This is a genomic window from Exiguobacterium sp. UBA1053, from assembly GCF_002316465.1.
Lineage (GTDB): Bacteria > Bacillota > Bacilli > Exiguobacteriales > Exiguobacteriaceae > Exiguobacterium_A > Exiguobacterium_A abrahamii.
This window is the reverse complement of record NZ_DCDO01000009.1, coordinates 24,906-46,584: the sequence shown is the minus strand read 5'-3', so window position 1 is coordinate 46,584 and position 21,679 is coordinate 24,906. Positions and strand designations below refer to the sequence as shown.

Below are 21,679 nucleotides of genomic sequence, written 5' to 3'. Positions count from 1 at the left end.
CCGACCGTCCCTCGGACGGGGGTGCGGGTGATGGGGGTTGACCTCGGACTGAAAGTGCCGGCGGTCGCCGTCACCGATGACGACACGACCCGTTTCTTCGGGAACGGTCGTAAGAACAAGTATATGAAACGCAAGTTCCGTGCGGAACGGAAGGCACTCGGCAAAAAGAAGAAGCCGAAGGCTATCAAACGACGCAATCAGAATGAACAGCGGTGGATGCGGGACAAGGACCACAAGGTCAGCCGAGCCATCGTCGATTTTGCAAGACAGAAGAAAATCTCTGTCATTCGCCTCGAACTCTTGGCGAACATCCGACAGACGGCAAGAACAAGCCGTAAAAACAACCAGAACCTCCACTCATGGTCGTTCTATCGTCTCGCGTCCTTCATCGAATACAAAGCCGCCTTGTCGGGCATCAAGGTTGAGTATGTGAACCCCGCCTACACGAGTCAGACCTGCCCATCCTGTTCCGTCAGGAACAAGGTGAGGGATAGGGTCTATACGTGTGCCTGTGGGTTTAAAGGACATCGGGACGCCGTCGGTGCGATGAACATTCGATACGCACCTGTGATGGATGGTAACAGTCCATCAGCCTGAGAACCTATACGGTCTGTCTCAGGAGGGGTGATGGCACACCCCTACCTCAAGGCTCGGACGAAGCAGAAATGGATTGAGTCCGCCAAGCACTTGAGAATCCCACCCTCACCAAAGGTGTGGGCTTGCGGCTTTAGCCGTGGGAGTGTCAAAATTAGCGTTTAATATCGCCAAAGTCTTGCAGACACAAGTCGATCATCTGTTCATTTCAGAACAGGAGGAATGGGATGTCTAAGAAAAAAACGGGTTTATTTTTAGTAACGCTCGTGATAGTGGCGAGTCTTACCATCATTAGTATGATCATCGAAAACAATGTAACGTTCTTCTCGATTGTTCAATTGGCGATTCTATTGATCATGTTCTTCTCGTATTTTACGTGGGCACGATCAGGAGAAGACGAGCGTCCTGTGCCAGAAGATGAGCTCGGCAAAAAGATTACGACGGAAAGCGGCCTCGTTAGCTACAAAATCCTGATTGTCCTGATTTTTGGATTCATCTGTCTCGATTACTTTTTACGTGAATCAGCGAATCTGTTATTGATCGTTTTGTTCGCGATTGCTTTAGTTACACTACCAATCATTGAGTTTATGAAAGCACGTTCCTATCGATGAAGTGGTTTGGAACGGAAAGGAGTAAAGCATGGAAGAACAACAATAATGATGTCACTACTGATGGTACATCTACTATATTATATGGAATGTGCCTGCTGCATCATGCACGAAAAGCGATTGAGCTTGCTCCACTAGATGTTGCTTATTATGAATTTATCTTGTTTTTTTGAGGGCAATCCTCATGTCTATCTGTTTAAAGAAGAAATAACTGATACCCACAAACGAATCAAAGAATTGCATAAATGATGAAAAAAATACCTAGATGAGATGACTAATAATCTCTTCTAGGTATTTTTTTTATTATTTTGTCAGTACAGGTGAAATCAATGTAGTAACTGTACTGTTTCCTTCTGCAGTTACACGAAGATTCGCCACACCCGTGACATCAATATCAAAGTCTATTTCATCCGCGCCATATACAACATCATAGCGACCGAGTTCTTTTCCGTTATTGTCGGAGAATACAAGTGTCATTTCATCTTCTGGAGTCGCATAGTTCAAGTCACTCGAACTTTTTGTCAAAGCTTGTTCAGTCAAAAGGGACAGTTGACCAGATAATTTTTTATATTTTCGATCAAGACTAAAAGTAGCATATTCATCATTGAAGAACCCTGATAAGATTACGTTTTGATTATTTAGTTTACCATTCGCTAAAATGGATTGATTTTTTTCAATCGATTCAAACGATGAAGAGGCGATATGGATCGATGAAAGTGATGTACCTGAAAGTGGTGTTCCGACTTCATAAGCGGTGGAAGTCTCGATTAGAGGTAATCCTGAAAGGTCTGCTAACAATTGTAATGGTACGTATGGCGTTTTACCAAGCATCAACAAACTTTCTGTATTTTTGTACTTACCAGTTACGACTGCTCCGTCTGTGACAAGTGATTTTGAAGATGCGAGAAGGCGATACCCAGTCGAAAGCTCTTTGATCTTCTTTTTGTTCCCTTCGTTCTCGATTTGAAGATTCTTGTACTTAGTATCAAGTGATTTATAAGACTTTGAGAGGCTCGTGTGCTGTCCTTGTAACGTCTTATAGGCGTTTTCCGACTTCTTTGTTTTTTTCTTTTCGTCGGCTAGTTGTTTTTGGAGTGCTGCTTTTTCCTTTTTCAGTTTAGCCACTTCTTTTGAAGTTGAACTTGCTTCAACGATTGATGTCTGCATGACACCGAATGCTAATGATGATACAAGACCTGCTGCGATCCATTTCTTCAAGATGGTTCCCCCTTAAATGACAAAAATGATTTCTTACACCTAACAGTATATTCCAATATCATCTTTTTAGATTTCAATCATTTTGAAATGAAGGAAATGTTTTTATAGATTAAATTTGAAACCAATCACTTCGCAATATCGAGTACATATACAAATCATCGAATTGTCCACGCGTTTTCTCATATTGACGAAGCAACCCTTCACGTTGGAATCCGAGCCGTTCAAGCAATCGTTGCGAAGCGGTGTTTGCTGGTAGGACAAGTGCTTCGATCCGGTTGAGCGAAAGTTCTGTAAAGCCATATTCGATGACCGCAAGCGCTGCTTCCTTCGCGATGCCTTGTCCCTGATAGGCAGGGCTCAACTCAAACCCAAGTTCTGCCCGCTGATGGCGTTCCGCTTGATTCAAGAAACCGCAACTGCCGATGATGACATCGTCTTCTTGTAATGCGATCCCGAACCGGATACCCGTTCCATCGCGACGAATCGAGGCATACCAGTCAATCTCTTCAAGCGCGTCTGCTTCTGATTGAAAGGCGGCGAGTCCCATCTGTTTGACGACGTGTTCGTCTGATAAATAGGCTAGGACACTCGTAGCATCTTCGGGTAACACTTCGCGTAAGACGAGACGATCCGTTTTAAGCGTTGGGAAAGTATGTAACATTCAAAAAACTCCTTTGCAAGAAAATGTAAAAAGTTATTGTGCAGTGTTTAAGGCATATGGTAAGATTCTCCACAACAAGAGCATATCATTTCGTTGACGAGAAAAAGTAATGATTGTCCCTCTGCCTTACAGAAAACCGGGATTGCTGAGAACCGGTAGCCAGATTAATCATGAAGATCCTCTCTGAGAAGTCACGCTGAACCATTCAGTAAGCGTGACCGGGTGTCCACCGTTACATGGAATGCACATGATAGTGTGCAACTAAGTGCTGTCGAGAACGAGTATTCTCGACGGAATATGGGTGGTATCGCGGTGAAGTCCGTCCCTGTCAAAGGGGGCGGACTTTTTTTGTATTCTCTTAGTTACTGACAAAGGAGCGAACAAGTGATGACGCCACAAAACCAAGCAGAAACCGTACAACAACGCGAAGCGCGTGTCCGAAACAGATGGAAACAAGACCAGGTCTTCGCACGATCGATTGAGCAACGCACGGAAGCGGAATTCGTATTCTACGAAGGACCGCCGACTGCGAACGGTTTACCCCACGTCGGTCATGCGCTCGGACGAACCGTCAAGGATACCGTCGCCCGCTATAAGACGATGAAAGGGTTTCGGGTCGAGCGAAAAGCTGGCTGGGATACGCATGGACTACCGGTCGAACTCGGTGTCGAGAAACAACTCGGCATCTCCGGCAAACAAGCGATCGAAGACTATGGTGTTGAAGCATTCATCGCACGCTGTAAGGAAAGTGTCTTCTCCTACGAAGCACAGTGGCGCTCCTTCACGGAAAAACTCGGCTACTGGGTCGATATGGATGACCCTTACGTGACGATGGAGGATGATTATATCGAGAGCGTCTGGCATATCCTCGGGACGATCCATGACAAAGGCTGGTTGACGAAGGGACACCGTGTGTCACCGTATTGTCCGAGCTGTCAGACATCACTCAGTTCCCATGAAGTCGCGCAAGGCTATCAGGACGTGACGGACTTATCGGCGACGGTCAAACTTCCGATCGTCGGTATGGAGCAGACATTTCTGCTTGCGTGGACGACGACACCTTGGACGTTACCGGCAAACGTCGCGGTGGCGGTTCATCCGGAATTGACGTATGTCACGGTAGCGTTTGAAGGAGAGCGATTCATTGTCGCAAAAGCGTTAGTCGCTGAACTGTTCTCAGAATCCGTCGAGGTCGTATCCGAACAGCTTGGTGCGGAACTCGTCGGCTTGCGTTATGAACCACCGTTTGATTTCGTGACGCCAGAGAACGGTCACACGGTCGTCGGGGCGTCCTTCGTCCAAGCGACGAGCGGAACCGGACTTGTCCACCTTGCTCCAGCGTACGGGGAAGAAGATTACCGGGTCGTCCGGGAAAACGGTCTGTCATTCGTTAATGTCGTCGATGCTGCTGGGTGTTACACGGACGCCGTTCCACCACTCGTTGGTCGATTCGTCAAGGAGTCAGAAGTTGCAATCATCCAGCTGCTCGCTGAACGGGGACGCTTGTTTGCGAAAAAACGCTATACGCACAGCTATCCGCATTGTTGGCGATGTGACTCGCCACTGCTCTATTACGCACAAGACAACTGGTTCATTGAGACGACAGCCGTCAAGGAACAACTCCTTGCGAACAATGCGTCTGTGACATGGTATCCCGACCACGTCAAGGAAGGGCGGTTCGGGAAGTTCCTTGAGCAACTCGTCGACTGGAACATCAGTCGTAATCGCTACTGGGGCACACCACTGAACGTCTGGGAGTGTGAAGCGTGTGACACGACGTTCGTTCCAAAAAACAAGGCTGACCTGTTACGCCGGACGACGACATCGACGGAATCTGTCGAGTTGCATAAACCATACGTCGATGCGTTATCGGTCTCGTGTCCGACGTGTCAGGGAGTGATGCACCGGACACCAGAAGTCATCGATGTCTGGTTTGATAGCGGAGCGATGCCGTTCGCGCAACAGCATTATCCGTCACGGACGCAGACGCTTAACCGCTATCCAGCCGATGTCGTCATCGAAGGCATCGATCAGACGAGGGGCTGGTTCTACAGCTTGCAAGCGATCTCGACACTCTTCACGGGACAGCCTGCCTATAAGCGTGTCCTCGCACTCGGTCATGTCCTCGATGAGAACGGGCAGAAGATGTCGAAGAGTCGTGGGAATGCCCTCGATCCGGTGGCATTGATCGAAGCATATGGTGCTGATAGCTTACGCTGGGCGCTACTCGTCGACAGCAGTCCGTGGAGTGCGAAACGGTTTGCCGAGCGGATCGTCCAAGAAGCAAAATCAAAACTAGTCGATACGCTGGATCATGCCGTCCAGTTTTATCTGACGTATGCTGAGCTAGACGGATTTGATAGCTCACGTCCGCATAAACGGACGCGTCTCGACGAATGGTTGCTCTCGCGAGTCCAACAGACGAGACGGATGCGATGGACGATTATCAATTGACTCAAGCAGCGCGGAGTCTTGCGCAACTCGTCGATGAGAACAGTAACTGGTACATCCGCCGTTCTCGGGAACGTTTCTGGCAAGCTGACTGGTCGGAAGAGAAACAAGCCGCGTACACGACGCTCCACTTCGCACTTTCGACGACGGCACGACTACTCGCTCCGTTCACGCCGTACCTTGCTGATGATGTCTATCAGCGATTAACAGGAATGAGCGTACATGTAGCGGATTATCCGGTTGCCGATCAATCGATGCTCCGACCTGATCTGGAATACGAAATGGCACAGGTTGTCTCTGTCGTCGAGTTAGGACGACAAGTACGTAATACGCACGCCTTAAAAGTAAAACAACCGCTTGCTAGCTTAAGCGTCCAATCGAGCGAAACCTTTTCGTGGGCGGACTATACGGCAATCATCCAAGAGGAACTGAATGTAAAAGACGTCCAAATCGTCCCGACGACGCAAGCGACGACACAGTTCCGTCTTAAACTGAACTTCCGCGTAGCCGGAGCGAAATTCGCACAGCAAGCGAACGCGATCCACCAATGGCTACAACAATTGTCTGCACAGGAGACTTCCGACTTGCTCGAGACCGGAAGATTGATCTATCAGACCGCATCAGGCGATGAAGTCGAAGTGCGTCAAGCGGACGTCATCGTCGAACCAATCGTCAAGACGGGCTTTGCTGCTACGACGAATGGTGGACTCACCGTGACGCTCGATACGCGGATCACGGAAGCACTGGAGCAGGAACGCTGGATGCGGGAGCTCGTCCGCTATATCCAATCTGAACGAAAGGCACAGGCGTTATCGCGGGACGCCCGAATCGATCTCGTCTTGTCGGTCGATGCGACGTTCCAACCGATCGTCGAGACGTTTGAGCCTTTGTTATTCAAACACCTTGCCTTATCCTCCGTGCGAACTGAACCGCTACAGGGAGCAGGGGATGTTCAGCTAGGCGGACACGATGTCGGTGTCTCGTTCACACCAACGAAAGAATATTGTTAAGGAGAAGAGCATGATTGCATTAGAAGCATTAAAAGGTCGACTCGTCGACGGTTTGTTAGAGGTCCAAAAAGAAGAATGATATGTTGCCCGAGAACGTTTCATCTTTAACCGAGGAGCAACGGACGAACAGCTCGCGCTGTTACCTGACTGGACGGCAGACGACTATCAGGCGTTCTTGCGTCAACATAACGGGGCGAAGCTGTTTCAGCACGAAACGTTATCCTACAACGATGGATTCGAACTCTTTTCGATCGAGGATTGCCTGACGTATAGCGAGATGTGGGAATGTCCCGAAAACTTCTTAGCGATCGGTGCAGGACCAGACGGGGAGTGGATCGTCTACGAGATGAATCGCCCGGCAGGAAATCGGATCTGGAGTGGGGAATTTCTTAATTTCGAGGAATGGGAAGAAGACGCAATGCCGTTCGGCTTCGAGCGATGGCTCGACTACTTGATCGTCGCGTAAGGCACACCATTTTGGGAGTGGTTCCGGTAAGAGAGGAAGAGGTTTAGTGGACATTCAATTAAAGACAGCGTCTCTTACAGACGCTGCGAAGCTTCATACGCTTCAACTCGAGGCGTTTTCAGAGACGCTCGAGCGGTATCAGGATTTTGCAACGAATCCGGCGAACGAATCGATCGATCGTGTCATTCACCGGATCACACATCCGAGCAGTACGTTTCATCAAATCATCGTCGACGATGTCGTCGTCGGCGGGATTTGTGTCGTTGCGAAAGCACCGAGTCGCTACGCGATCAGTCCGATGTTCTTAGATCCAGCCCGTCAAGGTGAAGGGATCGCCCAACGCGCATTACAGCTCGTTGAAGCAGCTTATCCGACTGCAACGACATGGGAACTGCGGACGATTCGTGAAGAGACACGTAACTGTTATTTCTATGAGAAGATGGGCTATCGATTGACCGGTGTCAGTCAACCGCTCAATGAACGGGCGACACTCGTTTCTTATCAAAAATTGGTTTCGGCATGAGCGGGTTTTGTCGGAAGGAAGAACCACCACAGATTCGTTAAAAAAGCGGCAAGAACGGCAAAATTAAACAGATAAAGGCAAAAGAAGAAGACGAACTCGCCGATGTCCTCAAGGTTAGCTAACGGATTATCGACCAGGTATGATTCGTGACTAACGCCGAAGATGAACAAAGGAAAGAAGACATAGAAGTATCGTTTCCAAAAGAATGACGCACGACCTGTTTGAGACATAAGAGCACCTCCTGAAGGAATGGCACGCTTCTTCCAGTCAGAAGAAGCGTGTGTTCGTTTACGATAAAGAGGGTGTACCGACGACTTCGACGTGACGCGTGACCGTATCAAACAGACGTGTCCGGGTATCGTTATGAGACAACAGCAACGGTTCACCCGTCTCGTCATAGATGAAGGCAATCGAAATCGAAAAACCACAGTTGCGGTACGAACCATCGGCATGACTCGTTCCGATCATGAGTGCTCGTTGCGCCTGACTGATGATACGCGCTTCACCGGACCACTCAACGTACTGTTCCTCGCTGAACATGCCGACGCCAATCGGGTTAAAGATGAGATCAAGTCCGGATTCCTCGCGTAGTCCGTCTTTTCCTAAGAAGATTTCACGGCAGAGGACGTATCCATAGCGGAACGACCCGTCGTTTGCTGTTGATGGTGTATAAAGCGGTCCAGCTTCTGGTGTTTTTGCGCGATCAAGAAGAATTGTACCAGTCGCATCAATAATGACGGCGCGATCGAGATTCGTCGTATCTTTGTAACCTAGGACAACGGCTGTCCTGAATTGTTTGGCAAGATGTTGTACGCGATCGAGTTCTGCGATCGTGCAGTATCCTTCCGGATAGACGATCAGATCGACTTCAGGATAAGCGGCAATCTCGCGTTCGAATTGTGCGAGCCCGGTCTCGCGTTTCGGTTGAGCGATTAGTAATTTCATCTAAACATTCTCTCAGGTATAAAAATATCTGAAAAATCAGACTTTTATATCGTTATGATTTTACCATTAGTGGTAAAATAAAGCACATCACTTTTTGATAAATTTTACTGCAAATGAAGGAAGGTCATCAGCTTGAACATTTCAAAAACCATTCTTGTGACACGCCATCTACCGGCGATGAAGGCTTTTTACATAAACCAGATCGGATTTCCGCTCGTCTCGGAAACGAATGAGTCGTTTACGATGCAAATCGGTACCGATCAGCTGACATATCAACAGACGGACGATGTTGATACGCAGTACCATATGGCGTTCAACATTCCGGAAAACGTCTTCCAACAAGGTAAAGCGTGGCTCGTAGAGCGGACACCACTCTTGATCGAAGACGGACAGGATGAGATTTATTTTGACTTCACGGATTCGCATTCCTGCTATTTTTATGATCCAGATGAAAATGTCTTGGAACTGATCGCGCGGCATCAAATCAATCCATCTAAAGCGAAACTGACGTTTGATGTATCCGACATCCTCGGAATCGGTGAGATGAGTCTGACGGTGAAAGATGTGCTTGAAGTGGGTGAGCAGCTAGCGGAGATCGGCGTTGTCGAGCGATGGGAACGTCCGCTCAATGGCGCGTCACTCAACTTCCTCGGACCGGTCGTGGATGGAACGCATATCTTGCTCGTCCCAGAAGGACGGACATGGTTGTTCTCACCGAAGACGGCGAAGATCAGTCCGATCGAGATGGAACTCGACGGCAGACATCGGGTCCGGCTTGATGCAGCGGGTATATGGCATCAAAGTACCGTTTCTTCATAATTCATTATTCTAAAAAGTGAGGGAAGTAAGATGAACAAAGCGGTGAATGCGAGTATCGCGTTCGGATTATTGTTGTTCGTATGTGGTTTCTTTTTTCTGTTTGGCTATTTGACCCGGTCGATGCCGATTCAGCAAGGCGGTGACCCGGTCATCTTACCGGTCGCAGCACTCCTCGTTCTCCTACCATTCGTGATCCGTGAAGGCATGCGCGTTTTGACGTATGTCTCACTGACACGTCGACAGGTCGGAGTACTCATCTTACTTGCAATCAGTGGAATCATACTAAGTAGTTGGATTGAGATGCAGCAGAATGTGGCACTGATCGATTTCCGTTCCCTCTTTACGATTCATACGTACGTACTTTTTGTTTCGGGCATCATCTTGTTGTGTCTCCTATTGACAGGACTCAAACGGATGCGCGTCCGAACGAAAGTAATTTAAATGGAAAAGGACTGAATGACATGGGATACATCACAGAATTACGCAAACTCGTCGGCACACGACCACTCGTCATGGCAGGGGCGTGTGTCATCGTCGTCAACGATAAACAAGAAGTTTTGTTACAACTTCGGCAAGATAATCGTTGCTGGGGACTCGCTGGTGGAGCGCTTGAGATCGGGGAGACGCTCGTAGAAACAGCAAAACGAGAATTAAGGGAAGAGACCGGTCTTGAAGCGGAGCATCTCGAATTATTGAACGTCTATTCGGGTGATGCGTTTTACTATAAGTATCCGCATGGGGATGAAGTCTATAATGTGATTTCGGCATTTCTGTGTACAGCTTATACGGGTGAAGTGGTTCGGGATCCGTCAGAAGTCGCAGAATTACGCTTTTTCGCTATGGATCAGCTACCAGAAAACCTCAATCCACCGGAACGACCGATCTTGATGAGTATGTTCAAAAACAACGGACAGCACATCACCTCTCCATTGGAAGCAAAGGATAAAAAACAAAAAATCTTGAATGAACTGTTCATTCAAGATTTTTTGTTGCACTGGGACGCGTTTCAGCCTGTAGCATCAAGAGGACACGAAAAGGGGGAAACGCGATGCGATGCGATGCTTTGCGATTGATTTAGATGGAACGTTATTAAATAAGGAACACGGAATTTCGGCGGAAAATCAGGCAGCCATCAAGAAACGGCAAGCCCAAGGAGATATCGTCATCATCGTCACCGGGCGAGCTGCTTTTGATGCACGACGGATTCTAGCGCAACACGGACTGGATTGTCCGGTCATTGGTGCGAACGGGGCAGAGGTCGAGGTGGGACAAGGTAGACGGTATTTTTTGAGCCGTTCTAGCAGTCGAACGATTTGGGAGATCGTACGATCTACAAACATATTCATACATATTTATCTACAAGATAACATCCTGTTACCGCAGTTTTCGCTTGCGCTGCTCTTCAAGGCGGAGATCGTGCGTTTCAAGAAGCGATTCAGGCTCAATTAACGCAACACAGTGTTGAGGAAGTTGACGAAATCGCAATCGATCAGTTGGACGTCATCAAATTCATGTTCGTCTCACCTGACAGATGGCGACTCGAACACCTCGAGCAACAACTCCTTCAGCTGAAGATCTGTTCCGTGACACGTTCAGGTGCCTATAACTTAGAAGTCATGGCAAACGGCGTGACAAAAGGGACTGCCCTTCAAGATATCGCAAGAGCGTACAGGATGACACTCGAGGACATCATTGCGATCGGTGATAATCAAAACGATCTACCGATGTTCGAAGTGGCGGGAACATCGATTGCCATGGGAAACGCTGAAGCGTCTGTCAAAAGCAGAGCGACATACCTTACCAGTGATCATGACGAGGACGGTGTAGCGGAGGCATTAAACGGCTTAGAACGATGGGAACAAACGAAGGAGGAACAGCATGGCGAACATCTCGGATATCGCTAAACAAGCGGGTGTCTCGAAGTCGACGGTATCCCGTGTCTTAAACGGTCATAAGCATGTATCAAAAGAAAAGCGACGGATCATCTTAGACGTGATGGAGCGACTGGAATATAGTCCGAACGGAAATGCGATCAACCTCTCACGCGGTGAGACGAATACGATTGGTGTCCTCGTGCCGCGTGTCGGTCATCCGTTTTTTCATCAATTAATCGAGGGAATCGGTCAAGTGTGCATGGAACGAAACCACACACTCCTTGTCATCCAGACGGAACACGATTCATCAAAAGAAGAAGCGAGTATGCAATACCTTCGCGATAAGCGGATTGACGGATTGATCATTGGCGCCATCAGTCAGCCGCAGTTACTTAAGACGATGCGGACGCTTGGACCAGTCGTTGCCTGCGAAGATCATCAGGGTATCGTGCCGTCGCTCTCTTTTAATCATGAAAAAGCGATCACGATGTTGCTGCAACATGTAGAAGAACGAGGAGCAAAAACAGTCGGTCTCTGTCTTGGAAATCCAGATAGCGGAGTCGGAAGAGTCAGACGGGAGGCGTTCGACCAATATCTCAAGACGTCTACGCTCCGTCATGGAATTCAATGGTACGCGGATCGGTGCTATTCTTTCGAAGACGGACAAGCACTAGCAAGTCAACTTCTAACGATAGACTTACCAGACGCCATCATCGTCGGCAATGACGAAGTCGCAGCAGGTCTCATCCATCAATTTCGCAAGGATGGCATTCGGGTGCCAAAGGATATCGCGATTACAGGATTCGACGATCGACCGATCGCACGAGCGCTTGGATTGACGACGATCCGGCAACCAGTCGTGGGGCTTGGAAGACTGGCAGCAAAGCAGTTACTGGATCAAAAAGAATTAGATAATCAAAAGAAAATAATATTGGAAATGGAACTAATGATTCGAAGATCAACATAAAATAAATATGGATAGTTATTTTTATATATGGAATAATGATACATGTAATGCCATTATATTGGGGGTGGAGATGTTGATTACAGCGCTTAAAATCAGAAGTAGATTTGTTTTCATCACAATTATTTCTTTATTCATGGCTTTAACCGTTTCATGGGCTTTCGCTAGTAATTTTGTTGACATCATGACGATGGATTACAATGCAAAAGATTTGGTTGGAACAAAAAGTGAAATTCGATCAAACTTTTTGATGTCCATTGCGACATGGGAACGGTTTGTCGACTCATCGATGTTCTATCTAATTAATTTCCTACCAGCATTTTTTGTTTTAGTCACATTAGGATTATATGCTGAAAAAAGAAGTACATATGCAATGGGACGCCATCGCTATTCATCATTTAAGAAGACGATCTATCGAGATGTCATTCAATATGTTCTTCTCTCTACTGCGACGGTAACAGGAGTATTCATTATTTATTATTCGATTGGTGCTGTCTTTGTTTATCGGGGACTAAACGATATTGGAGGCTTTGCATCTGCATTACCAGTAAATTTTTATGCTAATCATCCCTACCTATTTTTCCTCTTCATGGCCTCAACCATTTATCTCTCACTTGCTTTTGTTTTTAGTTTATTGTCTGCAGCGCTCGTCTTAATTTTCGATCGGGAATACAAGGTGATTCTAGCGGTATTAGCCATTTATTTTGTTTACGGAAAAATTGGCTTTTTGACAGGGAGCTCATGGCTGACTATATTTTCTAGTTTTGTTGCTTATAATACGACTCGTTCAACAGTTGAGACGTTTTATCCTCTTCTTGGACTATTGATTATTGCAATTGGTTTATTGGTTTATGGTGTAAATAAGACAGTTCGACAATATGAAGAATAGGAAAATAATGATATGACTAACAGATATGCTTTTAAACAAATGACGATTATCAGTATGTTGGCAATCATCATCAGTTATTTAAATTACAAACAAGGATTCAAAGCGATACAAGTTTATTCGTCTGATCGTCAAATCGATTTAGGCTATCTTGAGATATTTGATCGCATTTTCATTAATCTTAATTTTAGCCAATTAGAGTATATGGAAGGAAATTCTCCTTTCCATTACATAGGTCCATTCTTATTTTTTTTATGCGTCATTTTTGTAGGGAGCTATCCTTTTTTAGCTTTAAAAAAAACATATTTTCAATTTATTTATGTACGCTCTAATCATAAGTTAAAAGCCCTCCTCTATATGCTACAGGGCTTTTTATCTCGAATCACAGTTTTTGTAATCGTTTACGCGATTAGTATGTTGGGTTGGCTATTTCAAAATAATCTCTCAGCGATCACAAGTAATACAGAAATTTTAATGAAGATTACTTTTTTTTCGATAGCAGCTTTTTTTATATCTAGCGCGTTAACCATCCTCCTTTTATTTCTCTATATAAAGTGGGATGAAATTATTGCGATAGTAGGCGTATTATTAGCGCTTTTTACTGTGTTCGTCATAAATGTATCTTTTCCAAATTCAAGTATCGTCTTTATTGGTCAGGATCACTATTTCAGTACAGGAATAGTTACTGGATTAACATTAGTTGTTTTATCATTTACAGCTGTTTATAAAACCAAATACAAAATAGAGTAGGTGCCTCGGATGATTCAAATTCAAAACGTAAATAAGTCGATTAAAAATACTCAGATTTTAAAGGATATCAGCATATCGATCGAAGAACAATCGTGCGTTGGTTTTGTTGGACATAACGGGTCTGGTAAAACGATGTTGTTGAAAGCAATTTGTGGATTTACGAATATCAACAGTGGAAAAATCATAGTTAAGGATTCACCTATTGAATTTGGGAATAAGTACATCAAAGACGCTGGAATCATCATTGAACACCCACCATTCATCCACTACATTTCTGCTTGGGATAACTTAAAGGTCTTAGCAAACATCAACAATAAGATTGATGATGAAACGATTCTACAAACGCTTGAAAAGGTTGGATTATTGCAGGATAAAGATAAAAAAGTGAAAAGCTTCTCGTTAGGCATGAAACAAAAATTACGAATCGCTCAAGCAATCATGGAAAAGCCGGAAATTTTAGTCCTAGATGAACCATTTAATGGATTGGACCGTGCTTCTGTTCAAAACGTTCAAGAGATTCTTCTTGAATTCAAAAAATCAGGTACGACAATTTTGTTAACGAGTCATGATGAACGTCACATCGAGGCGTTATGCGATATCGTTTACCAAATGGAAGGGGGCGAATTAATTGCGTAACGTTAAACTTATGTTTTTATGTAGCTTTCTTCTAATCGGAGGATGTACTCCTTATGGTATTACAGGTTCTCCTGAAGAAGATGCACCAAAATCGCAAGAAACAGCTGCAGAGAAAAAGGCAATGGAAACACCTGATCATTTTTCGGTCACTCTTCAAGCATTCGAGAACCAGATAGCGCAATATGCGTTTTTCAAAGAGTTCGAACCGATACAAAATGGTTTGAAACAAAATGATGGTCCAGTTCAGTTTGAATACAAATCAAAGGACATAAAAAACGAGGACTCTCTTCAAAATATTTATTTGACGATCGATGTAGACGGTGAAGAGTTTAGCACAGCTTCAGAACAAACCGTTAAATCATTAGAGATGATCTGTGATGGTTTGAACCAAGAAGTTGACCTTGTTACGGTCATTAAACGAATTAAGGCGAATGAAACCAGTTTATATGAAAATGAACAATTATCGATAGAATTAATGAATTTCAAAAATGATGTTCAAATTATCATCAGTCCAAAAGTATGACAGTTGGAAGTCTTTACAATGCCTGTTCCTTATCGGAGTAGGTATTTTTGAAATGAATAATAACTCTATGATGATTTGAAAGGTGCCCAATTGATGACGAGAAATCAACAATGTGGATCTACTGCTATCGTAATGACGATGTCTGACGAGCGAGTACGCAAATACTTCCATGAATCGATTGAAAAACAACGAATCATACAGGAATTTCGTATGCTTGAAGAACTTGAACGGACGACCATCCCGACGCCAAACGTATATGCCGTTGAATTAGAAGATTCGCCGTTCATTGAGATGCAACGGATCGACGGCAACGAATTGTTAGAGTTGTTTGAACCCTCCCAAATAACGGACTTTCTTAACGCCTTCGCGACATTACATCAACGGATTCATCAGCAACAATCGCGCCAAGCGCCTAAATGGCACGATGTCACCCATCACAAAATGCGTCATCTATCACCAGAGTTACGCTTGAAGGCGGAACGATTGTTAGAGTCACTTCACATTCCCCAACAGCAGGCGTTGCTCCACGGGGACTTCCATTTTCAGAATATCCTCGTGACAGTAGATGAAACGTTCGTCGTCATTGATTGGCATGATGCGACGACAGGTCCACCGATCGCGGATGTCGCGCGGACGTTGCTCTTGCTACGGACAGCAGGTGGAACAGTAGTGCCGGACGAGATGCGACGATACGTCTGTCTAGAATACCTCGACCGCTATCAAGCTGTTTCGTCAATCCAGCTATCGAACCTTGCAGACTGGTTACGACTCATGGCGATTCTTAGGACGCTTGAGCAAGTACCGGATGCTGAACAAAGTCGTTTAGAGGAATTGATCAGTCATCCAGACCTCAGCGCATATTTTTTTATTACTTAAAGTATATACAAGTAGGAGGAACGCCATTCATGAGAACCATCATCTCGATTCAAGGCGCAATGGCTTCCGGGAAGACGACGCTTGCGCATGTGCTTGAAGACGCTTACCCGGAGTTGCATGAAAACTGGTTTGAACGGTTTCCGGTACATCCGATTGATACGACAGCGAAAACGCCGGAGCAAGTCCGACAAGCAGCGGTTCATCGGTTGGCAATCACCGGAATCTTAGGAAGGGAGAATGAGATATGAATGTAAAAGGGATGACCTATCCCCTCATCGAGGAACGAGACAAAAAACAGGTCTACTGGATAGAGCAAGGAGAATCGGTTCAGATCGGACAGACCTACGAAACGATTCGGTTTGAAAAAACAGCACATCAGTCCATTTTGGTACGGGAGCAAGAATTAGTGTCAGAAAAAATTGGCAATCGAACGATTCGTCTGATGATTGACGCTGAAGACTACGCACCACTCGAATTCTTCGAGTACCAAGATGGTGTCCAAACCGTGTATGCATCGTATGGGGGAGATGAAGTCGTGATCACGCGAGGAAATGAGCAATCTGTCTTGCCCATCCGTACGAAAAGTGTTGATCTGTTTTCAATCGAATTGTTGTTGCGAGTATTACCACTGGCTGTTGATTCGACGCTCTCGTTCAACGGCTTTAGTGCCGTTTCCGGACGTGAGGTGCCGATTCAGGTGAACCTTCTGCGGAACGAACTATTGACGACTGAATCAGGCGAACACGTAGAGACGCTTTGCGTTCACGTTACGTTTGGTGAGCGGATTCAGTATTACTGGATTGATCCAGTCAAGCGGGAGCTGTTAAAACAGTCCTCCCAGATTGCCGACGGGGTCTCGTTGGAATTTCGTCGATGAAAAAAGAGCTGACTCAAAAGTTGGTCTCTACAAAGAAAAGGGTGGCAGAATGATGATCTGCCACCCTTTTCTCGTAAAAATGACGCGTCACACGCCACTCCTACAGGAAAAAGCGCATTATGCGCTGTCAGAGACAAACAAGACCCGCTTTCCTGCTTAAATGAAGCAGGAAAACTGGCTTGTGTCTCGCCTGAGGAAAGGGCGTGAAAAGACGCGTCATTCTTTTTTGAGTCAGCTCCATTTGTTATAGCTGAAAATGGTGTTGCATCGCTTCGAAAATCCGTTTACTTGCTTTTGTATCGTCAAACGCATAGATGTGACTAAGATGACGTTTGAACTTTTTAGGCATCTTCGATTCGTGTAGTGACTCCATCAAGGCGTCTCTTGTTTCGATGACGTCTCCTGGTAACAAATCCGTCGATTCGCCGGCGTTATCTTCGCCAACTAAGACAGGTGGGCGGTAGTAGATGACCTTTTTGTGCATCAAGGAAAAATCGAGACCGACACTCGAATAATCGGTAATCAACACATGATGATTTTCAAGTAGCTCCTTGACTGTGAACGCATCCTGACTGATGACATCAACGAAGTCCGAGTGGAACAAGTGGCTGAATTTTTGGAAGTTGCGATGAAGATAGAACGAGACTTCAGCCTTGTTGTCCATCACTAAGCTTTTTAACCGTTCGTCCGTGATCAACGCTTGAAACTCCTGATAGTAGTCACTCTCCATAAATTGTTCATCTGAATACGTATCGAGTTTCGGTCGCCACGTCGGCATGATCAATAGCTTTTTCCGGTTTTTATATCGCTTGAGCCAACGTGATCGTTCCGTGATCAGGTGATCGAATCGGGCGAGACCCGTCACGATGATTTCGTCAGGATGAAAACCGTAATCGCGGGCGATGAGTTGTTTTTCCCGCTCCGAGGAGACGACGAATAAGTCGGTAAAAGGATGCGGCATTTTTTTACCATAAATGTGACTGACATCTTTTGATCCGATGACACCGTGTTGCAAGAACAGCTTTTGTTTCGTTTGCATCAGTGCCTCCGTGTGATAGGTAGCGAACGGTAAGGCATAACTTGAAGAATGCGTATGGCAGAGAATGTCTGCTGCTTGGACGACCTCGATGTTCTCTGGTGATTTGTAGAACACGATATGGTTCTCATATCCGACAAGATTTTTGAGGTCCGGACTCGACCGACTGATGATATAGAAGATATTGAAGCGCTTCTGATGCTGGTCGACGAGATACTTGAAGAAAATCATCCCGTTATCTTGTGCTTTATCCGGATATTCAAAACAGATAATCGTCTTCTTATTTGGATCCAGTCCAAGTAACGGTTGAGGGTCCGCGTAATACTCGACGGTCTCGACCGGCACTGGGATTAAACGCATCGCAAGGCGTTCCGACACGGTTGAATAGGGGCGGACCAGCACATCGTATTGCTCATTTAACGATAACCAGTGCTCATCGTTCAAGAGTTCCGGGTGATTTTTGAAGTGACGAATCCGCGGTGTAAAACCAGAGATCGGCATCTCACGAATCGTAAATCCGAACATGAGGTCATAGATGTTCGCATTGAACGCGTCGTAGTTATACCGGTCACCGAGTAACTGCTCGACGAGTTTTGGTTCGATCACGGCTTCGACCTCTGTCTTGAAGCGACGAGCATCAACCGGTGTGACGCTGAAGCGATTAATCGGCAGGGCGATTTTTTGCTCCTGATGTCTGATTTTAATGAAGCAATGTGGCTGTTTCACTTCGAAATACTTTGAGTGAAACGAAAACTTCAATAGAAGGACATCGTCTTGACGAGTGATGCCCTCAAATAGGATGTCTTGATCATAAAAATTCATGATGGACGGTTTTTTGTTATAGATCAGACTGAGCTCGTTGTCTTGGTCGATAAAAATGAAATAGGAATGTTTCCCTTGTTTGATGTAACTATTCGGTGCGATGATTAGTGGTTCCGAAAGATGTTTGAACGAGATTGGTGTTCCGGATTCATCGACGAATTTAACAGGATGATTCTTTTTTTTGAAGATATCGAGCAATGTATCAATCGATAGCACAAAGGCTGTCTCTATTTTTTGGAGTGGTATCAGTTGCTCATGGATCGCTAACTGTAGACTTTGGTGCGGAAGATTCTCGATCAAAAACGTATGATCACGACAGGTGATTTTCATTGGTGCATGGCTTCCTTTCATACTCTGATTCAGTCGTTCTTAAACTACATCACTTACCATACAATATCTTCCGATTTCTGCAAAGATGTAGATTGATTGGAAACCACTGCAGTATAGTCTACTGGCTGAAGGATATTGGGAAAAGACAGACGTTACCGTATCTTCGACAGACCATTGGTTGCAGAACCATGACAATGATTGGATATTATGCAAAACCGATTGACTTTGTTCGTAAAAAAGGAGATAAATAGAAACTGTATTGGTAAATGCGACTAGTATCGCAAGAGGTTTATGAAAAAGAAAAGTCGGCTATATATAGAGGTTGAACTCACAGAAAAAAACAGGGATCAATCTTGAAGGGTGAAGGGGAGTATTGACAGATGCTGTATACGGTAACATCGACATTACCACCAAAACACGGTGGTAGAACGAAGTCGTTATTGAGTCGAATCGCGCTCATGGAACAAGAACTTGGCGCCGGTTCAACAATCGTTACGACGAACTACAATGCCAACTACATGGAAGTCTACGAATTGTTCCGAACAGAAGAGAAGGTCGGTCCGAAAGTACAATTTGAAAATATCTACGATTGGCTATCAGATTACAAATTGTTAAGTATTCCAACGACTCGTTTTCGTAACAAACCGATCATCAAAGAAACAGAGCGCGAAATCGAAGGAATGAAAAGCGTCGAGAAAAAAAACAGTGACGCCGTTCGTTATTATGATGAGGAAGATGAGTATGTCCTCTACCGTAAATTTTACCCTGAAACGCAAGTCGTCGAATTCGAGGATTTCATGACGAACGCTTCCCGTAAAAAAGTCGAGCGCTGGGAATATAACGTCTACGGTCAATTACACCGGAAGACGATTTATTCGCCGGTCCATCATGGAAAGATGATGGAAGAGCTATATGATTCGGAAGGCAATGTCTATTGTAAGAAGTTCTACAATGAAATGGCGCGCCCGAAGCTCATCTTGATTCAGTTATACCGGAACGGCAGAATGTACAAAGCATTCAAAAAAGAGAAGGACTTATTTGAGTATTACTTCAACCGATTGTTTAAAGACGGTGATGTCTTGTTCGTCGATGCGCGTTTACTGGACCGCTCGATTCTCAACATCAAAGCAGATGTTAAACGGGTCATGGTCATCCATAACTCACACTTGGATGGTTCGACCGTCAAAGGATCATATACGACGATGTTCTCGGAATCCGATAAAGTGACACGTTTCATCAGTCTGACGAATCACCAAAAAGAAGACATTTTGGAGAGGTATAACATCCCGGAAGAGAAGATTTCCATCATTCCGCACTTCATCGTCCCAGAACAAACGCAACGACGCGAACAGGTCAAGGATCAATTCTGTTTCATCGGTCGATTCGGTCTGCAAAAGCAGATGGATCATTTGATCAAGAGTTATGCGATCTTCAAACAATCCGGTCATACGACGAAGCTTGTGCTCTATGGCATGGACGAACAAGGGCAACTGGCGATGATGGAGAGTTTGATCGAGGAACTCGGCTTACAGGATGATATCGAAATCCACGGCTTCACGTCGAATCCGGCAGAAGTGTTCCGGGAATCGAAAGCCTCCCTGTTGACGAGCGAATTTGAAGGATTTGGACTGACGGTCATGGAAAGTATTAATGTCGGCTGTCCGGTCATCTCTTATGACGTCAAATACGGACCACGCGAAATCATCGCCCACGGCGAGAACGGCTACCTCGTTCCAGCGAACGACATGGAAGCTTTTGCTGCCGCGATGGTGCAACTCGTCGAACGACCACTCGAGCGCGTCGAGACGAAGCCATCGCTGTACCTCGAGACGGCTGTAAAGAACTACGGACGATTACTAGAAGAATTAAGCAACTAAACCTACTATTTGAACGATGAAGAGGATGAACGTTATGAAGAAAATCACGAAAGCCATTATTCCAGCAGCAGGACTCGGGACACGTTTCTTGCCTGCGACAAAAGCCATGCCAAAAGAGATGTTACCGATTCTCGATAAACCGACGATCCAGTATATCGTCGAAGAAGCGGCAAAAGCCGGCATCGAAGATATCATCATCGTCACGGGGAAACACAAACGGGCCATCGAAGATCATTTCGATAACCAAAAAGAACTCGAGATCACGCTTGAGAACTCCGGAAAGACGGAATTACTCGAGAAGGTTCAATTCTCGACGAACCTCGCGAACATCTTCTATGTCCGCCAAAAAGAACAAAAAGGTCTCGGTCATGCCATTTTGACAGCAAAACAATTCATCGGGAACGAACCGTTCGCAGTCTTACTCGGGGACGATATCGTCGAGTCGGATGATCCGGCAATCAAACAATTGATGGACGTCTACGAGCAGACGGAAAAATCAGTCATCGGTGTACAAGAAGTCCGTCCGGAAGATACGCATCGTTACGGCATCATCGATCCTGTTTCACAAAACGGACGACTGTATGACGTGAAGAAATTCGTCGAAAAACCGGCTCCGGGTACAGCACCATCGAACCTCGCGATCATGGGACGTTACGTGCTGACACCGGATATCTTTGATTATCTAGCGAATCAAGGAGAAGGGGCAGGCGGTGAGATTCAATTAACGGATGCGATTGAACGATTGAATGCGGATAGCCAAGTCTATGCGTATGATTTCGAGGGTAACCGTTATGACGTCGGAGAGAAACTCGGTTTCGTCAAGACAACGATTGAATATGCGTTGAAAGATGCAGAGATGCGTGACGAGCTGAAAGCTTTCATCAAGACACTAGACATTTAACATGATGGGCCACTCTGACATGATTCAGAGTG

Annotated in this window: 23 protein-coding genes, 2 pseudogenes and 1 other annotated feature; of the genes and pseudogenes, 20 read left to right on the top strand and 5 right to left on the bottom strand. The window is 45.6% G+C overall.

Going from position 1 to position 21,679, the window contains the following annotated elements:
* Together B3G15_RS06795 and B3G15_RS06790 are read left to right on the top strand one after the other, a co-directional pair.
* A partial coding sequence (locus tag B3G15_RS06795; protein WP_290719341.1) for a transposase occupies positions 1–597 on the top strand: 597 nt, incomplete at its 5' end.
* Between the two features lie 224 nt (positions 598–821).
* Positions 822–1,205 (top strand): hypothetical protein, encoded by a 384-nt coding sequence (locus tag B3G15_RS06790; RefSeq protein ID WP_069940471.1) that lies wholly within the window; start codon positions 822–824, stop codon positions 1,203–1,205.
* A gap of 300 nt (positions 1,206–1,505) precedes the next feature.
* Here the strand turns inward: B3G15_RS06790 and B3G15_RS06785 are convergent, their stop codons facing one another.
* A complete protein-coding gene (locus B3G15_RS06785; RefSeq protein ID WP_290719339.1) occupies positions 1,506–2,420 on the bottom strand; it encodes a hypothetical protein in 915 nt (304 codons plus the stop codon).
* A gap of 109 nt (positions 2,421–2,529) precedes the next feature.
* Positions 2,530–3,081 carry a GNAT family N-acetyltransferase gene (locus B3G15_RS06780; protein ID WP_214855839.1) on the bottom strand — a complete coding sequence of 184 codons (552 nt, stop codon included), beginning with the start codon at positions 3,079–3,081 and terminating at the stop codon, positions 2,530–2,532.
* Between the two features lie 84 nt (positions 3,082–3,165).
* Positions 3,166–3,411, top strand: a binding site (T-box leader).
* A 57-nt stretch (positions 3,412–3,468) separates the two neighbouring features.
* Here B3G15_RS06780 and ileS point away from each other — a divergent pair.
* The 3 genes and pseudogenes from ileS (at position 3,469) to B3G15_RS06765 (ending at position 7,531) form a co-directional block, all read left to right on the top strand.
* Positions 3,469–6,542: pseudogene (gene ileS / locus B3G15_RS06775) on the top strand (isoleucine--tRNA ligase).
* Positions 6,543–6,642: 100 nt separating this feature from the next.
* Positions 6,643–7,008, top strand: coding sequence for an SMI1/KNR4 family protein (locus tag B3G15_RS06770; RefSeq protein WP_349676248.1), 366 nt, complete (start codon positions 6,643–6,645; stop codon positions 7,006–7,008).
* Positions 7,009–7,054: 46 nt separating this feature from the next.
* On the top strand, positions 7,055–7,531 hold the full coding sequence (locus B3G15_RS06765; protein ID WP_290719333.1) for a GNAT family N-acetyltransferase: 477 nt from the start codon (positions 7,055–7,057) through the stop codon (positions 7,529–7,531).
* Here the strand turns inward: B3G15_RS06765 and B3G15_RS06760 are convergent.
* Together B3G15_RS06760 and B3G15_RS06755 are read right to left on the bottom strand one after the other, a co-directional pair.
* Positions 7,510–7,761, bottom strand: a complete 252-nt coding sequence (locus tag B3G15_RS06760; protein WP_290719331.1) for a hypothetical protein — start codon at positions 7,759–7,761, stop codon at positions 7,510–7,512. The genes B3G15_RS06765 and B3G15_RS06760 overlap by 22 nt on opposite strands.
* A gap of 58 nt (positions 7,762–7,819) precedes the next feature.
* Positions 7,820–8,476, bottom strand: coding sequence for a hypothetical protein (locus B3G15_RS06755; RefSeq protein ID WP_290719329.1), 657 nt, complete (start codon positions 8,474–8,476; stop codon positions 7,820–7,822).
* 132 nt (positions 8,477–8,608) lie between these two features.
* Between B3G15_RS06755 and B3G15_RS06750 the strand changes: the two genes are divergently transcribed.
* The 13 genes and pseudogenes from B3G15_RS06750 (at position 8,609) to B3G15_RS06690 (ending at position 16,681) form a co-directional block, all read left to right on the top strand.
* Positions 8,609–9,295: a glyoxalase gene (locus B3G15_RS06750; RefSeq protein ID WP_069940479.1), complete on the top strand. Its 687-nt coding sequence runs from the start codon at positions 8,609–8,611 to the stop codon at positions 9,293–9,295.
* A gap of 30 nt (positions 9,296–9,325) precedes the next feature.
* Positions 9,326–9,736, top strand: coding sequence for a hypothetical protein (locus B3G15_RS06745; RefSeq protein ID WP_069940480.1), 411 nt, complete (start codon positions 9,326–9,328; stop codon positions 9,734–9,736).
* A 20-nt stretch (positions 9,737–9,756) separates the two neighbouring features.
* Positions 9,757–10,182 (top strand): annotated as a pseudogene (locus B3G15_RS06740) (NUDIX hydrolase); the annotation flags it as partial.
* Positions 10,183–10,348: 166 nt separating this feature from the next.
* Complete coding sequence (locus B3G15_RS06735) at positions 10,349–10,744, top strand: HAD family hydrolase (RefSeq protein ID WP_069940482.1); 396 nt, start codon at positions 10,349–10,351, stop codon at positions 10,742–10,744.
* A 44-nt stretch (positions 10,745–10,788) separates the two neighbouring features.
* Complete coding sequence (locus B3G15_RS06730) at positions 10,789–11,199, top strand: HAD-IIB family hydrolase (protein ID WP_069940483.1); 411 nt, start codon at positions 10,789–10,791, stop codon at positions 11,197–11,199.
* Positions 11,174–12,136 carry a LacI family DNA-binding transcriptional regulator gene (locus B3G15_RS06725; RefSeq protein ID WP_069940484.1) on the top strand — a complete coding sequence of 321 codons (963 nt, stop codon included), beginning with the start codon at positions 11,174–11,176 and terminating at the stop codon, positions 12,134–12,136. Before B3G15_RS06730 ends, B3G15_RS06725 begins: the two co-directional genes overlap by 26 nt.
* A gap of 70 nt (positions 12,137–12,206) precedes the next feature.
* Positions 12,207–13,022, top strand: a complete 816-nt coding sequence (locus B3G15_RS06720) for a hypothetical protein (RefSeq protein WP_069940485.1) — start codon at positions 12,207–12,209, stop codon at positions 13,020–13,022.
* Between the two features lie 12 nt (positions 13,023–13,034).
* Positions 13,035–13,769, top strand: coding sequence for a hypothetical protein (locus B3G15_RS06715; RefSeq protein ID WP_069940486.1), 735 nt, complete (start codon positions 13,035–13,037; stop codon positions 13,767–13,769).
* A 9-nt stretch (positions 13,770–13,778) separates the two neighbouring features.
* Positions 13,779–14,405 carry an ABC transporter ATP-binding protein gene (locus B3G15_RS06710; RefSeq protein WP_069940487.1) on the top strand — a complete coding sequence of 209 codons (627 nt, stop codon included), beginning with the start codon at positions 13,779–13,781 and terminating at the stop codon, positions 14,403–14,405.
* Entirely contained in the window at positions 14,398–14,928 is a 531-nt protein-coding gene (locus tag B3G15_RS06705) for a hypothetical protein (protein ID WP_069940488.1), read from the top strand. The genes B3G15_RS06710 and B3G15_RS06705 overlap by 8 nt, the downstream gene beginning before the upstream one ends.
* Positions 14,929–15,021: 93 nt before the next feature.
* On the top strand, positions 15,022–15,804 hold the full coding sequence (locus B3G15_RS06700) for a phosphotransferase family protein (protein ID WP_069940489.1): 783 nt from the start codon (positions 15,022–15,024) through the stop codon (positions 15,802–15,804).
* A 29-nt stretch (positions 15,805–15,833) separates the two neighbouring features.
* A complete protein-coding gene (locus B3G15_RS06695) occupies positions 15,834–16,052 on the top strand; it encodes a hypothetical protein (protein ID WP_069940490.1) in 219 nt (72 codons plus the stop codon).
* A complete protein-coding gene (locus B3G15_RS06690; RefSeq protein ID WP_069940491.1) occupies positions 16,049–16,681 on the top strand; it encodes a hypothetical protein in 633 nt (210 codons plus the stop codon). The genes B3G15_RS06695 and B3G15_RS06690 overlap by 4 nt, the downstream gene beginning before the upstream one ends.
* Before the next feature lie 244 nt (positions 16,682–16,925).
* Here the strand turns inward: B3G15_RS06690 and B3G15_RS06685 are convergent, their stop codons facing one another.
* Positions 16,926–18,869 carry a CDP-glycerol glycerophosphotransferase family protein gene (locus B3G15_RS06685; protein ID WP_069940492.1) on the bottom strand — a complete coding sequence of 648 codons (1,944 nt, stop codon included), beginning with the start codon at positions 18,867–18,869 and terminating at the stop codon, positions 16,926–16,928.
* 380 nt (positions 18,870–19,249) lie between these two features.
* Here B3G15_RS06685 and B3G15_RS06680 point away from each other — a divergent pair, with 380 nt between their 5' ends.
* Positions 19,250–20,746 carry a glycosyltransferase gene (locus B3G15_RS06680; RefSeq protein WP_069940493.1) on the top strand — a complete coding sequence of 499 codons (1,497 nt, stop codon included), beginning with the start codon at positions 19,250–19,252 and terminating at the stop codon, positions 20,744–20,746.
* A 34-nt stretch (positions 20,747–20,780) separates the two neighbouring features.
* Positions 20,781–21,647, top strand: a complete 867-nt coding sequence (galU, locus tag B3G15_RS06675) for a UTP--glucose-1-phosphate uridylyltransferase GalU (RefSeq protein WP_064300048.1) — start codon at positions 20,781–20,783, stop codon at positions 21,645–21,647.
* Positions 21,648–21,679 lie beyond the last annotated feature (32 nt).

What these genes read in the sequence shown, in the direction of transcription:
- B3G15_RS06715 (WP_069940486.1), top strand. Translation starts at nt 13,035, where the DNA reads ATGACTAACAGATATGCTTTTAAACAAATGACGATTATCAGTATGTTG.
- B3G15_RS06710 (WP_069940487.1), top strand. Translation starts at nt 13,779, where the DNA reads ATGATTCAAATTCAAAACGTAAATAAGTCGATTAAAAATACTCAGATT.
- B3G15_RS06700 (WP_069940489.1), top strand. Translation starts at nt 15,022, where the DNA reads ATGACGAGAAATCAACAATGTGGATCTACTGCTATCGTAATGACGATG.
- B3G15_RS06735 (WP_069940482.1), top strand. Translation starts at nt 10,349, where the DNA reads ATGCGATGCTTTGCGATTGATTTAGATGGAACGTTATTAAATAAGGAA.
- B3G15_RS06695 (WP_069940490.1), top strand. Translation starts at nt 15,834, where the DNA reads ATGAGAACCATCATCTCGATTCAAGGCGCAATGGCTTCCGGGAAGACG.
- B3G15_RS06680 (WP_069940493.1), top strand. Translation starts at nt 19,250, where the DNA reads ATGCTGTATACGGTAACATCGACATTACCACCAAAACACGGTGGTAGA.
- B3G15_RS06690 (WP_069940491.1), top strand. Translation starts at nt 16,049, where the DNA reads ATGAATGTAAAAGGGATGACCTATCCCCTCATCGAGGAACGAGACAAA.
- B3G15_RS06760 (WP_290719331.1), bottom strand. Translation starts at nt 7,761, where the DNA reads ATGTCTCAAACAGGTCGTGCGTCATTCTTTTGGAAACGATACTTCTAT.
- galU (WP_064300048.1), top strand. Translation starts at nt 20,781, where the DNA reads ATGAAGAAAATCACGAAAGCCATTATTCCAGCAGCAGGACTCGGGACA.
- B3G15_RS06780 (WP_214855839.1), bottom strand. Translation starts at nt 3,081, where the DNA reads ATGTTACATACTTTCCCAACGCTTAAAACGGATCGTCTCGTCTTACGC.
- B3G15_RS06745 (WP_069940480.1), top strand. Translation starts at nt 9,326, where the DNA reads ATGAACAAAGCGGTGAATGCGAGTATCGCGTTCGGATTATTGTTGTTC.
- B3G15_RS06720 (WP_069940485.1), top strand. Translation starts at nt 12,207, where the DNA reads ATGTTGATTACAGCGCTTAAAATCAGAAGTAGATTTGTTTTCATCACA.
- B3G15_RS06725 (WP_069940484.1), top strand. Translation starts at nt 11,174, where the DNA reads ATGGCGAACATCTCGGATATCGCTAAACAAGCGGGTGTCTCGAAGTCG.
- B3G15_RS06790 (WP_069940471.1), top strand. Translation starts at nt 822, where the DNA reads ATGTCTAAGAAAAAAACGGGTTTATTTTTAGTAACGCTCGTGATAGTG.
- B3G15_RS06755 (WP_290719329.1), bottom strand. Translation starts at nt 8,476, where the DNA reads ATGAAATTACTAATCGCTCAACCGAAACGCGAGACCGGGCTCGCACAA.
- B3G15_RS06685 (WP_069940492.1), bottom strand. Translation starts at nt 18,869, where the DNA reads ATGAAAATCACCTGTCGTGATCATACGTTTTTGATCGAGAATCTTCCG.